Raw genomic sequence first — 15,240 nt, forward strand, 5'->3', positions numbered from 1 at the left:
ATTGAAGTGTATCGCGCTGAGAGGAAATGGCAAAAGCAATGAGCGGACAAAAACCTGTGACACCTTCGCCTGATGGCCTGGCTGCATCAGTCAAAGCGACCAAAACTAAGGGATTGCCCCCCGTTCACCTGTGGAATCCTCCGTTTTGCGGCGATCTGGACATCCGGATCGCAAAAGATGGCACTTGGAGTTATTTAGGCTCGCCCATCAACAGGTTCGAGCTTGTGAAGCTATTTTCCTCAATTCTTAAGAAAGAAGATGGGAAATACTATCTGGTGACACCTGTCGAAAAGGTGGGAATCACCGTCGAGGACGCCCCCTTTGTCGCCGTCGATTTCGACATCGAGGGTGCAGATAAGGCGCAAAACCTGACCTTCTCCACCCATGTCGGCGACACGGCGATGGCTGGGTCAGACCACCCGATCCGCATTGTCATTGATCCCGAAACAGATGAGCCGTCACCCTACATATTGGTTCGCGCAAACCTTGAAGCACGGATAGATCGCAAGAGTTTCTATCGCCTTGTGGACATAGCCGAACACAATGACGATTGGTTCGGCGTTTGGTCCGGCGGGCAGTTTTTTCCGCTGATCAAGTCCAACGACCTGCCCGATTAAGCGGGGTTCGCAACCTTCCGGTCCTGCGCCAGCACAACCGCCATAGCCACGATGCCCGCGCCCAGCGCGCGGGTCCAGTTCCACTCTTCCCCCAGCACCAGCATGATCAGCATCACGTAAAACGGCGCGATATTGATGTGGAACGAAGCCAGCGCCACACCCAGCCGTCCGACGGATGAGATGAACAGAACCTGGCTCACGCCCATCGCCACCAGCGCGTAAATTCCCAGCATACCGATCTGCTGAACGTCGATCGGCGCGGTCGGCATGACCTCCATCCCGATTTGCCCGGCGACAAAGAACAGAAGCAGTGCCGAAACCAGCCCACCGACAAAGGTAATGGTGCTGCGTCCGGTTTGGCTGAGTTCGGGGAAATCCCGCGCAGTCGCCATACAGGCCCAGCAGAACAAGCCGGTGGATACGATGGCGCAGGCCGCGCCTACACCCAATTGGGCCGGAGCTACGGCGCTGGTGGCGATCAGGCCACCGACGATCGAAACGATCACGCCAAGGGCAAAGTTCCACCGCAACCGCCGCGTTCCCGTCGCCAGCTCAATCAGGGTTGCGAACAAAGGCGCACAGGACGCGATGATGGCCACAGTCACCGGATCGGTTAGCTTTTGGGCCAGAATGATCAGAAACATGCCAGCGCCCAGGGTTCCGCCAACAAATAGCGCACGCCCCCAGCGGGCGCGCAACACTCGGTTTGACCCGTCGATCAGGAACCAGATCGGCATCATAACCGCCACCGCCAGCGCCAGTCGTGCAGCAAACAACGCGACCGGAGGCCAGCTCTGCAACAGCACCTCAGCTGCCGGAAATCCCGCAGCCCATGTCAGCATCGACGCAACCGCCAAGCCGTTGCCGGACAAGGCGGAATTGCCTCCACCAGACACAGATAGAGTGTTCCCGCGCACGGGATCAGGGCTCATTGCCATGGGGTTCATACCTTCTGTTGGCACGGCGTCGTTGAAATGATTCGCCGCGTTAATGGGAACGTCTCTGATTTGCGCAGGGCGTTCTGGCCGATTTTCGACAATCTGTCGTTTTTGATCCTCTTTCTCTGAAACCGCCTCACCGCTAATCTCCGCGCAGAAACTGACCGAGACCGCCCATGCCCAAATTTGCTGCCAATTTATCCTTGCTCTTTGCCGAGCTTCCCTATCTCGAACGGTTTCAGGCCGCGGCCGAGGCCGGTTTCAAAGCGGTCGAGATTCTGTTTCCTTACGAGTTGGCCGCAAAGGAGACCCGCCGCGCCCTGCTGGCCAACGGGCTGGAACTGGTGCTGATCAACGCCCCGCCGCCCAATTACACCGGGGGCGAGCCCGGATATGCCGCAGTTCCGGGCGGTGAGACGCGGTTTCAGTCCGATATCCGCCGCGTGCTGCGCTATGCCGATATCCTGAGGCCGGGGTTGATCCACATCATGTCAGGCTATGCCTCTGGGCCGGACGCGCTGCAGAGCTTCGTGCGCAACCTGCAATGGGCCGCCGATTTTGCACCGCAGCAGCAGTTCACAATCGAGCCGCTCAACCCGGTGTCGCAACCCGGCTATTTCCTGAATGACTACGATCTGGCCGAGCAAGTGCTGGACCAGGTGGACCGCCCCAATATCGGGCTGCAATTTGACAGTTTCCACGCCCATATGATCAACGGCGATGCACAGACGGTTTGGGATCGGTTTCACCCTCGGGTCGTTCATGCTCAGATCGGTGCTGCTCCGGATCGCTCCGAACCGGGGCGCGGGCCAACGGACTTCGGCCATCTGTTCATGGCAATGGACACCGCCGGCTACGCTGGTTGGGTCAGCGCCGAATACACGCCTTCGACGCCCCGAACCCCAGACAGCCTTGACTGGTTGCGGGTCTAGCTCTGGCTTTTTGGCGGGAAATGCAGCACATCAGGGCTTCTCGACCCTCAGGATGCTTACAATGATCTCTGCCCGTTATGCCCGTGCCTTGTTCAGCCTGATCATGTCAGGCCTGATGTCCTGCATCGTAACCGGCATCGCCACGGTAAAAGCCATCGGGTTTGGTCCCAGCACTCTGGCCGACTGGATGGCGTCCTGGGCCTTTTGCTGGCCGATTGCCTTCACGGTCATCCTGCTGCTTGGCCCATCCGTGCAACGGTTCGTCAACCGTCTGGTCAGTCCACAGGACTGACCCGCTGCGAAGAGGGCCCGCCGGGCCTGATGAGTAGCGCGCCTTAATGCGCCTCGGCCCAGTTGGCCCCCTGCCCAGCATCCACGCTCAGCTTTACGTCCAGCTTCACCGCCGGATCGGACGCGCCTTCCATGACGTCGCGCGCCACACCGATCACCTGATCCACCGCGTCTTCGGCCACTTCGAACAGCAATTCATCATGCACTTGCAGCAGCATCTTGGCGGGTAGCCCGTTGATCGCATCCGGCATCCGCACCATAGCGCGCCGGATCACATCCGCAGCCGTGCCCTGAATCGGCGCGTTGATCGCCGCCCGACGCGAGAAGCCCGCGTGCGGCCCCTTGGCGTTGATCTCAGGCGTGTGGATTTTGCGCCCAAATAGGGTCTGCACATAACCATGCTCTTTGGCAAAGGCGACGGTGTCATCCATGTATTTCCGAATACCTGGAAAGCGTTCGAAATAGCGGTCGATGAAGCCCTGCGCCTCAGCCCGCGGGATGCGCAGGTTTCGCGCCAAACCAAAGCCCGAGATGCCATAGATCACACCAAAGTTGATCGCCTTGGCCTGACGGCGAATATCCGGCGTCATCTCGTCCAGCGGCACATCGAACATCTCGGACGCGGTCATGGCGTGAATGTCCAACCCATCCGCAAAGGCCTGTTTCAAGGCCGGAATGTCGGCGATGTGCGCCAATATCCGCAGCTCGATCTGGCTGTAGTCGAGGCTCACCATCACATTGCCCGGCTCGGCAATGAAGGCCTCGCGAATACGGCGGCCTTCCTCGGTGCGCACCGGGATGTTCTGAAGGTTCGGATCGGTCGAGGCCAGACGGCCCGTGTTGGCTCCGGTGATAGAATAGGATGTATGCACTCGGCCCGTATCCGGGTTGATATGGGTCTGCAGCGCGTCGGTATAAGTCGATTTCAACTTGGACAGCTGCCGCCAATCCAGCACCCGGCGGGGCAGTTCATGCTCGGTCGCGAGGTCCTCAAGAATATCGGCCCCGGTCGAGTATTTCCCAGTCTTACCCTTCTTGCCGCCTTCCAGACCCATCTTGTCGAACAGGATTTCTCCCAACTGCGCCGGGGAACCCACATTGAAGTTCTCACCGGCCAGCTCGTGGATTTCAGCCTCTAACCCGGCCATTTTCTGCGCAAACGCGTTCGACATGCGGCTCAGCACATCGCGGTCAACCTTGATGCCATGCATCTCCATCTCGGCCAGCACTGGCACCAAAGGACGTTCAAGCGTTTCATAAACCGTGGTTACCTGCACCTGATGCAGTTGCGGCTTGAACAGCTTCCACAGACGCAGGGTGATATCCGCGTCTTCGGCCGCATAGGCGGTGGCCTCATCAATCGGTACCTTGTCAAAGGTGATCGCCGATTTGCCCGAGCCCAACAGCGGTTTGATCGGAATCGGCGTGTGGCTCAGATACCGTTCGGACAGAGTATCCATGCCATGACCATGCTCACCGCCATGCATCGCATATGACATCAGCATCGTGTCGTCGATCGGGGCCACATCCACGCCATAGCGCTTAAAGATCTTGGCGTCGTATTTCATGTTCTGCCCGATCTTCAGGATCGACGGATCCTCAAGCATCGGTTTCAGCAGGGTCAGAGCCTCATCCAGCGGCATCTGCCCCTCGGCCAGAGCATCCGAACCGAACAGATCATCTGCGGCCCCATCCCGGTGGGTCAGGGGGATGTAGCAGGCTTCTCCGGCCTCAACACACAGCGAAATACCCACCAAATCGGCGATCATCTCGTTCAGGCCAGTCGTTTCGGTATCTACGGCCACCCAGCCACGTTCAAACGCCTGATCGATCCATTTCTGCAATGCCCCGGCATCACGGACGCATTCGTATTTCGATGCATCAAACGGCAGCGCCTCGACCTCTTCCGCCTCAGCAACAGGGGCTGGCGCATCGGCAATGACCGGAGCCTCGGCCCCAAGTTTATCGGCGATGCGCTTGGTGAGGGTGCGGAACTCCATATCCGCCAAAAACCCCAACAGGATCTCGGCATCGGGGTCCTTCACCTCAAGGTCATCCAGAGTGAAATCCAGCGGCGTTTGTTCGTCCAACTGCACCAGCTTTTTCGACAGTTCGATCTGATCGCGCTTTTCGATCAGCGTCTGACGGCGCTTGGGCTGTTTGATCTCTTCAGCGCGGTCCAACAGCGTTTCCAGATCACCATATTCGTTGATCAACAAAGCCGCCGTCTTGACCCCGATCCCAGGGGCCCCTGGCACGTTGTCCACCGAGTCCCCGGCCAGAGCCTGCACATCGACCACGCGCTCGGGGCCAACGCCGAACTTCTCGAACACCCCATCGCGGTCAATGCGCTTGTTTTTCATCGCGTCCAGCATTTCCACGCCGCCGCCGACCAGCTGCATCAGATCCTTATCAGAGCTGACGATGGTCACACGCCCGCCAGCCTCGCGCGCCTGCACAGCGAGGGTGGCGATGATGTCGTCGGCTTCGTAGCCTTCAAGCTCTTTGCATGCGATGTTGAAAGCGCGCGTCGCCTCGCGGGTCAGAGGCATCTGCGGGCGCAGATCCTCGGGCATGGCCTCACGATTGGCTTTGTACAGATCATACAGATCGTTGCGAAAGGTGTGCGAGCCCTTGTCGAAGATCACAGCCACGTGGGTCGGCGCATCCGGCCCGGCGTTTCCTTCGACATATTTCTGCAGCATGTTGCAGAACCCCGACACGGCCCCGATCGGCAAGCCATCGGATTTGCGCGTCAATGGCGGGAGCGCATGATAGGCCCTGAAAATAAAGGCCGATCCATCGATCAGATGCAGGTGACACCCTTTTCCGAAATTACTCATGCGCGCTCTCCCTGTCGGTCAGGGATGGTTCTGCCACAGGGGCAGGCGGGTGACCAGTCAGGAACGCGCCTTGCCCTCAATCAGGCTGACTGTTTTTGCATTCCGTCAGGCGATGCTGAACGCGCGTCGCGTTTTGTCCCAATGCAACCCGGTCCGTTCCGCGATCCGCTGCATCTGTTTGTTCAGCGAGCGGTCGTTCAAACGGCGGCTCAGTGACCGCAGCGGGATGAGGTTGCGCTCGCCGTAGCCGTCGATGAGGAAAAACATCCGGGTCTCGTTGCGAACGCCGTAAACGATATTCTGCTCGTGAATGTCGCGGCCCACGACCTGAAACTGGAACAGCTTTTGCACAAAACTGTTGAGGTCGGCCACAATTTCTTCGTTCAGCAGATGGCGTTTACTCATCCATAACAGATGATGTGCAAGTTCGCCGTCTTCGGATTGAATCCGTTCAACAACAACCCCCGGGCCGACATCCGTTTGCACCACACCGAAAGATCGCGCCAAGGGCAGCTGTGCAATATCACCACCGATCTTCAGCGCCGCCTTCATCTCGCACTCAAGCTCTTTCAGCGCGTTGCGAAAGGCCGAATCCGGCAGAAGGCGCCGCACCAAACGTTTCGAGAAGGATCGATTCCGACGCGTCCGCGGGCGTGTCACCTTGACCAGGAGTTCTGGCTGGTTCGGGCACGCATACACATTCCTGTGGCCACCTTTTGCCACAAGATCACCGTCTGTCAGATGCAAAAGCTGCAATGGAAAGAGCATTGTTAATCCGTTCCAAAATCACGCAAACGCAACGCCAGTGTCTTGCTCTCAAATCCAGCGGGCGACGATGTTGTAACAGATTTGTGTCAGTATTGTTAATCCCTGTCGGACAACACGTATTTGCAATCACAATAGGGGCATTCGACCCAGCCGATATCCTCGGGGATTTGTAGCCAGACGCGCGGATGGCCCAATGCGCCTTCGCCACCGTCACAGGCAACTCGGGCGGTTTCCACAATCTTGGTTTCCGGCGCTTCGATGTTCACGGCTGGCGATCCTTCTTCGGTTGTCGGCCTCGCGGGCATGTACTAGGTGCGTTTATGAGCGATGAGCAAACCGGGGGCAAGAGCCACATGAGCGATGCGGCAATCAGGATCGAAGGACTGCGCAAGACCTATCGGGGCGGCAAGGGCCAACCTGAAAAGCACGCGCTGAAAGGCATTGACCTGACCGTTCCGCGTGGGTCTGTCTTTGGGCTGCTGGGACCGAATGGGGCCGGGAAATCCACCTTAATCAACATTCTGGCCGGGCTGGTGGTGAAATCAGCGGGCAAGGTGTCGATCTGGGGATTCGATCAGGACCAGAACCCACGCTCGTCCCGCGCTGCCATCGGCGTGATGCCGCAAGAGCTGAACCTGGACCCGTTCTTTACCCCGCGCGGCGCGTTGGAGGTTCAGGCTGGCCTATACGGCGTGCCCAAGGCGCAGCGTCGCAGTGACGAGATTCTGGAATTGGTCGGCCTCAGCGACAAGGCCGAGGCCTATGCCCGCACCCTGTCTGGCGGCATGCGGCGGCGTTTGCTGCTGGCCAAGGCGCTGGTGCATCACCCCAAGATTCTGGTTTTGGACGAACCCACGGCGGGCGTGGATATCGAGCTGCGCCAGATGCTCTGGACCAATGTGCGCAAGCTGAACGAACAGGGCATGACCATTATCCTGACCACCCATTATCTGGAAGAAGCGCAGGAGATGTGCGACGAGATCGCCATCATCAACCACGGCGAGAAGATCGCACAGGATAGCACCGCCAATCTTCTGAGCCGCATGGACAGTCGGACGATGGTGATTGTCCCGGACAGCCCGATCACCGATCTGCCTGTAACCGAAGGGGTCGAGGCCGCTTTGCGTGACGATGGCAGCCTGGTGCTGCAGTATCGCAGCGCCCAGACCAGCGCCGAGCAGGTTTTGGAATCCGTCCGCGCCGCCAATATCCGCATTCGTGATGTCCGCACGGAAGAAGCCGATCTCGAGGATGTATTCCTCGCCCTGACCTCCAGCCGCGCGGATGAACCCGCCGAGGATCAGGATCAACCGCGTCGGGGGATGCACCGGGTCAAGCTCTAAGCCCGGTCGATCCGGGCGTGATAGCAGTTGTTCAACGCCGAACGGATGTGGATGTAAGCCACGTCGTCCCGGGCAAAAATATCCTCGGCAGCCTCATGCAACCTGTGCTGCGGCGTGATGATTCCGGTGCCATAAACAATCCGGTCATCCGGGCCGTATCCCTTGATCAGATAGTTGGGTGATGCGGTCAGCGCCTCGGGCAGCTCAGCAGGCCCTTCATAGCGCTGACAAGGCTCTACACAAAGGTAAATTGGCCCAGTTTCCGCAAATGGTTGCGCCGCGGGAAAGGGCCTGTGCGCCAGAACCAGCATCTCTTTTCCTTTGGGAATGTAGGTCAGGCAATGGCGGCACGGGTTGCCCTGACCGTTGGAAATCGCGCGTTCCGGCGGGTTACCGTACCCATCCAATGCACCGTTGCGATAAGCCTGAACCTGTTCGGTGGGAAGGGCTGATATTTTTTGCATCATGTCTCTCCTTTTTCCGTGACCCTGCCCATCGCTTTGACCTCAAGCGACCCGTTTCCTGCGCAAAGGACTCGAAAAAGAACAAAACGTGAATATAATATGGAATCGCCATGTATGCCGAGCTGTCGATCACGTCGAACTTCACCTTTCTCACCGGGGCCTCGCACCCCGAGGAGTATATGGAGCGTGCCGTCACCCTGGGTCTGCCCGCCATCGCGATTGCCGATGACAACTCGGTTGCCGGGATCGTCCGCGCCCATACGCAAGGGCGCGAGATTGCGCGCAAGGTCCGTGAACGGCTGGAGTGGGAGGCGCAGAATACATCCATCGGCCCGCCCTGCCCCGATCACATCCCCAAACCGCCCTCGTATCCGATCCACGCAGTACCCCGACTGATCCCCGCCGCGCGGCTGATCTTCACTGATGCACCCACCGTCACCGCCCTGCCCTTGAATCGGCAGGGCTGGGGCAACCTATGCCGCATTCTGTCCAAAGGCCGCCTGCGGGCCAAGAAAGGTGACTGCATCTTACACCTGTCCGACCTGCTCGAATTCTCCGACGGGCTCCACCTGCTGCTCTGGCCACAAGAGACGCGCTCTCCGGGCGGCGCGGAGTCTGAGCTGTCTCGAAGAAGCGCCAGTGGCGCTTCTCAGGCGAAAGACGGGCAGAGCCCTTGGCGGACACAGGCGCAACAGTTGACGCGCCGCTTTGTTGGACGGATGCATCTGTTGATGCACCCCCGATATGACGGCGCGGACAGCCCATACTTCTCTTTGTTAGAGACTGAATCACAGCAACTCGGCATCCTCACACTCGCTAGTGCCACACCGATGATGCATCACGGTGCCCGCCGCAAACTGGCCGATGTGGTGACCGCAATCCGCCTGCGCCGTAAAGTGGATGATCTGGGCCGTGAGGCATTGGCCAATGGCGAACAACGCCTGCGGTCCGAGACCGAAATGCTGCGGATATTCAAAGGCCATGAGGGCGCCATTGCCCGTGCCCATGAACTCAGCGAACAGCTCACCTTCTCGCTGGACCAGCTGCGCTATGAGTATCCCAGCGAAGGCAGCGAGCAGGAAACCCCGACCCAGCGCCTGCACCGACTGGCGCATGAGGGGCTGAAATGGCGCTATCCGGCGGGCGCGTCAGAGAAGGCCAAGAAGATGCTGGCCCATGAGCTCACCCTGATCGGCAAGCTGAAGTATGAACCCTATTTCCTGACCGTGCGCGATATCGTCACCTTCGCCCGGTCCCGCGATATCTTGTGTCAGGGGCGCGGCTCGGCGGCCAATTCGGTGGTCTGCTTCTGCCTTGGCATCACCGAGGTCAGCCCCGAGATGGGCACGATGGTGTTCGAACGCTTCGTGTCCGAGGCACGCGATGAACCGCCCGATATCGACGTGGATTTCGAACACGAACGCCGCGAGGAGGTGATCCAGCACATCTATGACCGCTATGGTCGCCACCGCGCAGGGCTGTGTGCCACCGTCATCCACTATCGCGGCAAGCGCGCCATTCGTGAGGTTGGCCGCGCCATGGGCCTGACCGAAGACACAATCTCGGCGCTATCGTCACAGCTGTGGGGGTTCTTTTCCGCCAAAGGTCTCGAAGCCGAACGGATGCGCGAGATTGGCCTCGACCCCGGGGATCGGCGCCTAAAACAGACTCTAATGCTGGTTTATGAGATCGACGGCTTCCCCCGCCACCTCTCGCAACATGTGGGCGGCTTCATCATCACCGAGGGGCGTTTGGACGAACTGGTTCCCATCGAAAACGCTACGATGGAGGATCGCACGGTCATCTGCTGGGACAAGGACGACATCGACAGTCTGGGCATCCTCAAAGTCGATGTGCTCAGCCTCGGGATGCTGACCTGCATCCGCAAGGCGTTCGATCTGATCACCCAGCATCACCAGACCAGCTATACGCTGGCCACTCTGCCGCCCGAGGACCCCACGGTCTATGACATGCTGTGTAAGGCCGACAGCATCGGCGTGTTTCAGGTGGAGTCACGCGCCCAGATGAACTTCCTGCCCCGGATGCGGCCGCGCAATTTCTATGATCTGGTGATCGAGGTCGCCATCATCCGACCCGGCCCCATTCAGGGCGATATGGTCCATCCCTATATCCGGCGGCGGAACGGAGAGGAGGAGGTCAGTTTCCCCTCGGACGAATTGGGCGAGGTGCTGGGCAAAACGCTGGGCGTACCGCTGTTTCAGGAACAGGCGATGCAGATCGCCATTGTCGGCGCGGGTTTCACCCCGGAACAGGCCGACCGGCTGCGCCGTTCACTGGCGACGTTCAAAAAACACGGCAATGTCAGCGAATTCCGCGCCCTGTTCCTGCGCGGGATGGAGCGTAACGGCTATGAACGGGATTTCGCGGAACGCTGTTTCTCGCAAATCGAAGGGTTCGGCTCATACGGTTTCCCCGAAAGCCACGCGGCCAGCTTTGCGCTGCTGGTCTATGCCTCGGCCTGGATTAAATGCCACCATCCCGGCATCTTCGCCTGCGCGCTACTAAACTCGCAACCGATGGGGTTCTACGCTCCGGCGCAAATCGTGCGCGATGCGCGCGAGCATGGGGTGCAGGTCCGCCCGGTCTGCATCAATGCCAGTTTCTGGGACAATGTGATGGAACCTGACGGCCATGGCGGGCTGGCCCTGCGGCTGGGCTTCCGCCAGATCAAGGGCCTCAGCGAGGAAGACGCCAGTTGGCTGACTGCCGCGCGCGGCAATGGCTACCATCAGGTCGATGATGTCTGGCGCCGCGCCGGGCTTGGCCCCTCGGTGATCGAACGGCTGGCCGAAGCCGATGCCTTCGCCGCCTGCGACCTGACCCGGCGCGAGGCTTTGTGGCAGGCCAAGGCGATTGCCACCGCCAAGCCACTGCCCCTGTTCTCGCAGGATTTGGAGGGCGAGGCGCTGGGGGAACCCGAAGCCTATCTGCCCCAGATGACCTTGGGCGAGCAGGTGGTCGAGGATTATGTGGCCACCCGCCTTAGCCTGAAGGCGCATCCGGTGGCCTTGATACGGCACCTGCTGACGCCGGAGCCGCGCGACAAAACCACGCCTGTTGCCTGACGGCAGAACCGGTTACCCACCCTGTACAGAGTCGAAATCGGACCAAAAATGACCAGACCCACATTGCCGCCGCGCTTTCCTGCAACGCCCGATCAGATCAACACGCAGGTCCGCGCTTTTTATGCCCGCGTGCGCGAAGACAGCGTCTTGGGTCCGGTCTTTGCCAGCCACGTCACCGACTGGCCCGCGCATGAAGAAAAGATCGCCGCTTTCTGGCGCAACGCCATCCTGTTTGAGCGCAGCTATGACGGCAATCCGCAGCGGACACATATCGAGCGGCCGGATGTGAAACCCGAGATGTTCGCCCATTGGCTGGACCTGTTTGAAGAGGTCGCCAACCAAACGCTGCCGCCGGAAGCGGCTGTCCCGTGGGTCGCGCTGGCCCGGCGGATCGGCGTAGGCATGAAGGCCGGCGTGCAGTCCGCCCGCCAACCCAAGGACGCGCCACCGATTCTGCGTTGATCCCGCGTCATATCGGTCATGCGATGTTAGCGGTAAAATAGGGGCTATGCGGACCGCCAAAATCGGTTTACTCAAAGGCAAGCCAGCCGGAGTACTGCCCGAGCTGTGACGGCGCGATGCCACCACACCGATACATCACCCGAGGCCGATCCATGAGCACTCAGAATACCACCCTTAGGGGCCTTGGCTACGCGTTTGCGGGCTTTGCCGTCTTTGCCAGCCATGACGCGCTGATCAAAGTGCTGGGCGGCACCTATTCGGTGATGCAGATCATCTTTTTCGCCACGCTGTTTTCCTTTGTACCGATGGCAGTGACGATCCTGACTGACCGGACCACCGGGAATTTCCTGCCGCATCACCCGTGGCTCGTCCTGTTCCGCTCTGCTTTGCTGGTCACCTCGATGGTTTGCGCCTTCTACGCCTTTTCGGTGTTGCCGCTGGCCGAAGTCTATTCGCTGCTGTTTGCCTTTCCCTTGTTCGTGACAGTTCTGTCGATCCCCTTATTGGGGGAAATCGTGCGCGCCCAACGCTGGGCCGCCGTTGTCGTTGGCCTGATCGGCGTGCTGATCGTCCTGCGCCCCGGTGCAACGGACATCACCCTTGGCCACCTGACCGCCTTGACTGCAGCGTTTTGCAGCGCGTTAGGCTCTGTTTTGGTACGAAAGATCGGAAATCAGGAACGCTCGGCCGTGCTGATCCTCTATCCGATGCTGCTGGCCATTGTGGTGATGAGCCTTGCGCAGCCTGCCGTCTATCTGCCACCCTCGCTGTTGCATCTGGCAATGATGGCGCTGGTCGGTGTGTTCTCGGTCATCGCACAGCACCTGATCATCCTCGCTTACCGCGCAGCCCCCGCAGGGGTCGTGGCCCCAAGTCAGTACAGCCAGATCATCTGGGCCACGCTGTTCGGCATGATCTTTTTTGGTGAGCGTCCGGACGGCTGGGTCGCCGTCGGAGCCAGCGTCATCATCGCATCGGGTGTGTTCGTTGTCTGGCGCGAGAGCCGGGCCAACACATCGTCAGCGAATACGCCGGTTCTGCGCGTGCGGTCACCACGGTCGGATACGGGGGCGTCGCGTCCGGGAGAGTAAAGTCCCGTCTTCAAGCATCCTTGCATCTAATCTTGAGATCACCGTTTGCGCCGCTTTTTTCAAAGCGGTCAATGCTGTGCACCAGATCACTCAACCTTTTGTGGCCATACGTGCGAGAGTCAAAGTCCGGGTACATCTTGCCGAGCTGACTTCCTACAAATGCAAGACTTGCCCAACCGTCCGGCTCATTCGTGTTGAGCACGACATTTCTGATCAGTTGGTATGCGTGGTTCAATTCATGCTTCGATTTTACACCCTCGACTTTTGGGGTCCGCGAAACGCCAGCTTGCGGCTTTTCGATGTTTTCAATGTAGATGAACCTGTTGCATGCAGCCACAAAGGCCTTGGGCGCTTTGCGCTCTCCGATGCCAAACACATCCAGCCCCTGTTCGCGAATGCGGCTGGCGAGACGCGTGAAGTCGCTGTCCGAAGAAACTAGAACAAAACCACTGAACCGCTCGGAATGCAGGATATCCATCGCATCAATAACTAACGCAATATCGGCGGAGTTCTTTCCAGTAGTGTTGGCAAACTGCTGGTGGGGAACAATGGCGTATTCCGCCAAAGACTGAGCACTCCATCCTTGCGGCGGTCCGTTGGAAAAATCCCCGTAGATCCGCCTTAATCCGGCTTCGCCTAGTGTGGCGATTTCTTCAAAAATCTCGGCTGCGTGTTTTGCGGACACATTGTCCGCGTCAATCAGAACCGCAAGGCGGTCTGCAGTCTTCGTCGTCACGAAAATCCCTCAACTTCAATTAGCCTTAAAGCCGAATGTAAGAACGAAAAAGGGCGAGCAAAAACCCGCCCTTAGAGATAGTTTTTTAGCTGAATCAATAAACGACGACCGAACGGATGCTTTCACCTTTGTGCATCAGGTCAAAGCCGTGGTTGATGTCGTCCAGACCCATGGTGTGGGTGATCATCGGGTCGATCTCAATTTTCCCTTCCATGTACCAATCGACGATTTTCGGCACGTCGGTCCGGCCACGCGCGCCGCCGAACGCGGTACCGCGCCACGAGCGGCCGGTGACCAGCTGGAACGGACGGGTCGAAATTTCGGCGCCCGCAGGGGCCACGCCGATGATGATCGACTCACCCCAGCCTTTATGCGCTGCTTCCAGTGCGGTGCGCATCACGCCGACATTGCCGGTGGCGTCAAAGGTGTAGTCCGCACCGCCCTTGGTCAGGTTGACCAGATAGGGGACCAGATCGCCTTCCACCTCGGTCGGGTTCACGAAATCGGTCATGCCGAACTTGGTGGCCATCTCAACCTTGGACGGATTCAGATCGACACCAACGATCTGATCGGCACCCGCCAGACGCAGGCCCTGGATTACGTTCAGGCCGATACCGCCCAGACCGAACACGATGGCGCGACTGCCGATTTCCACCTTTGCGGTGTTCATCACCGCGCCGATGCCGGTGGTTACGCCACAACCGATGTAGCAGATCTTATCGAACGGCGCGTCCTCACGTACCTTGGCCAGCGCGATTTCCGGCAGAACCGTGTGGTTCGAGAAGGTTGAGCAACCCATGTAATGCAGAATCGGATCGCCATCCAAAGTCGAAAAGCGCGAAGTGCCGTCGGGCATCAGCCCCTTGCCCTGCGTCTCACGAATCGCCTGACACAGATTGGTTTTCGGGTTCAGGCAGTATTCGCATTCACGGCATTCGGGGGTGTAGAGCGGGATCACGTGGTCGCCCGGTTTCAGGCTGGTCACGCCCGGGCCGACCTCGACCACAACGCCTGCGCCTTCGTGGCCCAGAATCGCCGGGAACAGGCCCTCGGGGTCGGCACCCGACAGGGTGAATTCATCGGTGTGGCAAATGCCGGTCGCCTTGATTTCCACCAAAACCTCGCCAGCCCTGGGACCCTCGAGGTTCACATCCATCACTTCCAAAGGTTTGCCGGCCTGAACGGCGACGGCGGCACGGGTACGCATATCGTTATCTCCCAGTCATCTTTGATCCGACCCTGCGGCAATTGCAGGGCGTTTTCAACTGCACTCTGGTTACAGAACGGCTAAGGATTTGATATTGCAGAAACGACATTGCCGGAAAGAGGAGCGCCAATGCACCGTTTTATCCCGATCCTGATCCTGCTGGCCGCCTGCGCCGAAACCCCGTCCACACCGGAAGACGCCCGTCTTGCGCCCGAAGCGGCACCCGTTGATCTGGCCTTTTGTGAGGGCGATGCTTTTGCCGACTCCATTGGTCAGCCGGTTTCGGCTATCCAAGGCCAACTGCCCGAACGATCGCGGGTGCTTGGGCCCGATGATCTGGCGACGCAGGATTACCGCATTGACCGGTTGAACGTGTTCGTCAACGGCGCTGGGATCATTCAACGCCTGACCTGCGGGTAAGCGTAGACTCGGGCATCGATTCTACGATAAGAACAAAATGGG

15 protein-coding genes are annotated in these 15,240 nt (G+C 59.2%); 8 read left to right on the plus strand and 7 right to left on the minus strand.

The window, feature by feature from the left end; translation table 11 throughout:
• Nucleotides 1–38: 38 nt before the first annotated feature.
• Nucleotides 39–617 (plus strand): DUF1285 domain-containing protein, encoded by a 579-nt coding sequence (locus ACXAGD_RS16170; RefSeq protein WP_475211923.1) that lies wholly within the window; start codon nucleotides 39–41, stop codon nucleotides 615–617.
• Here ACXAGD_RS16170 and ACXAGD_RS16175 read toward each other — a convergent pair.
• On the minus strand, nucleotides 614–1,549 hold the full coding sequence (locus tag ACXAGD_RS16175) for a DMT family transporter (protein WP_475211924.1): 936 nt from the start codon (nucleotides 1,547–1,549) through the stop codon (nucleotides 614–616). The genes ACXAGD_RS16170 and ACXAGD_RS16175 overlap by 4 nt on opposite strands.
• A gap of 182 nt (nucleotides 1,550–1,731) precedes the next feature.
• Between ACXAGD_RS16175 and ACXAGD_RS16180 the strand changes: the two genes are divergently transcribed.
• Together ACXAGD_RS16180 and ACXAGD_RS16185 are read left to right on the plus strand one after the other, a co-directional pair.
• Nucleotides 1,732–2,487: a hydroxypyruvate isomerase family protein gene (locus ACXAGD_RS16180; RefSeq protein ID WP_475211925.1), complete on the plus strand. Its 756-nt coding sequence runs from the start codon at nucleotides 1,732–1,734 to the stop codon at nucleotides 2,485–2,487.
• Between the two features lie 61 nt (nucleotides 2,488–2,548).
• Nucleotides 2,549–2,779, plus strand: coding sequence for a DUF2798 domain-containing protein (locus ACXAGD_RS16185; protein WP_475211926.1), 231 nt, complete (start codon nucleotides 2,549–2,551; stop codon nucleotides 2,777–2,779).
• 43 nt (nucleotides 2,780–2,822) lie between these two features.
• On the opposite strand, the gene polA is transcribed toward ACXAGD_RS16185, so the two are convergent.
• From polA to ACXAGD_RS16200, 3 genes are all read right to left on the minus strand, one after another.
• Nucleotides 2,823–5,621, minus strand: coding sequence for a DNA polymerase I (polA, locus tag ACXAGD_RS16190; protein WP_475211927.1), 2,799 nt, complete (start codon nucleotides 5,619–5,621; stop codon nucleotides 2,823–2,825).
• 105 nt (nucleotides 5,622–5,726) lie between these two features.
• The gene (locus ACXAGD_RS16195) at nucleotides 5,727–6,389 is read right to left on the minus strand and encodes a YrbL family protein (protein WP_475211928.1); all 663 of its coding nucleotides are present in this window, start codon (nucleotides 6,387–6,389) and stop codon (nucleotides 5,727–5,729) included.
• 95 nt (nucleotides 6,390–6,484) lie between these two features.
• Nucleotides 6,485–6,655 carry a zinc-finger domain-containing protein gene (locus ACXAGD_RS16200; protein ID WP_475212614.1) on the minus strand — a complete coding sequence of 57 codons (171 nt, stop codon included), beginning with the start codon at nucleotides 6,653–6,655 and terminating at the stop codon, nucleotides 6,485–6,487.
• Nucleotides 6,656–6,742: 87 nt separating this feature from the next.
• Between ACXAGD_RS16200 and ACXAGD_RS16205 the strand changes: the two genes are divergently transcribed.
• The gene (locus ACXAGD_RS16205) at nucleotides 6,743–7,732 is read left to right on the plus strand and encodes an ABC transporter ATP-binding protein (protein WP_475212616.1); all 990 of its coding nucleotides are present in this window, start codon (nucleotides 6,743–6,745) and stop codon (nucleotides 7,730–7,732) included.
• Here ACXAGD_RS16205 and ACXAGD_RS16210 read toward each other — a convergent pair.
• Nucleotides 7,729–8,196, minus strand: coding sequence for a DUF1203 domain-containing protein (locus ACXAGD_RS16210; RefSeq protein WP_475211929.1), 468 nt, complete (start codon nucleotides 8,194–8,196; stop codon nucleotides 7,729–7,731). The genes ACXAGD_RS16205 and ACXAGD_RS16210 overlap by 4 nt on opposite strands.
• 110 nt (nucleotides 8,197–8,306) lie before the next feature.
• Here ACXAGD_RS16210 and ACXAGD_RS16215 point away from each other — a divergent pair, with 110 nt between their 5' ends.
• The 3 genes from ACXAGD_RS16215 to ACXAGD_RS16225 all read left to right on the plus strand — a co-directional run bounded on the left by ACXAGD_RS16215 (nucleotide 8,307) and on the right by ACXAGD_RS16225 (nucleotide 12,835).
• The gene (locus ACXAGD_RS16215) at nucleotides 8,307–11,282 is read left to right on the plus strand and encodes an error-prone DNA polymerase (RefSeq protein WP_475211930.1); all 2,976 of its coding nucleotides are present in this window, start codon (nucleotides 8,307–8,309) and stop codon (nucleotides 11,280–11,282) included.
• A gap of 48 nt (nucleotides 11,283–11,330) precedes the next feature.
• On the plus strand, nucleotides 11,331–11,744 hold the full coding sequence (locus ACXAGD_RS16220; RefSeq protein WP_475211931.1) for a group III truncated hemoglobin: 414 nt from the start codon (nucleotides 11,331–11,333) through the stop codon (nucleotides 11,742–11,744).
• 152 nt (nucleotides 11,745–11,896) lie between these two features.
• Complete coding sequence (locus ACXAGD_RS16225) at nucleotides 11,897–12,835, plus strand: DMT family transporter (protein ID WP_475211932.1); 939 nt, start codon at nucleotides 11,897–11,899, stop codon at nucleotides 12,833–12,835.
• A 10-nt stretch (nucleotides 12,836–12,845) separates the two neighbouring features.
• Here the strand turns inward: ACXAGD_RS16225 and ACXAGD_RS16230 are convergent, their stop codons facing one another.
• Together ACXAGD_RS16230 and ACXAGD_RS16235 are read right to left on the minus strand one after the other, a co-directional pair.
• Entirely contained in the window at nucleotides 12,846–13,571 is a 726-nt protein-coding gene (locus tag ACXAGD_RS16230; protein ID WP_475211933.1) for an NYN domain-containing protein, read from the minus strand.
• Nucleotides 13,572–13,665: 94 nt separating this feature from the next.
• Nucleotides 13,666–14,778, minus strand: coding sequence for an S-(hydroxymethyl)glutathione dehydrogenase/class III alcohol dehydrogenase (locus ACXAGD_RS16235; protein ID WP_475211934.1), 1,113 nt, complete (start codon nucleotides 14,776–14,778; stop codon nucleotides 13,666–13,668).
• 129 nt (nucleotides 14,779–14,907) lie between these two features.
• On the opposite strand from ACXAGD_RS16235, the gene ACXAGD_RS16240 reads away from it, so the two are divergent.
• Entirely contained in the window at nucleotides 14,908–15,198 is a 291-nt protein-coding gene (locus tag ACXAGD_RS16240; protein WP_475211935.1) for an I78 family peptidase inhibitor, read from the plus strand.
• Nucleotides 15,199–15,240 lie beyond the last annotated feature (42 nt).

It is taken from the genome of Ruegeria sp. ABF4_144, assembly GCF_056160045.1.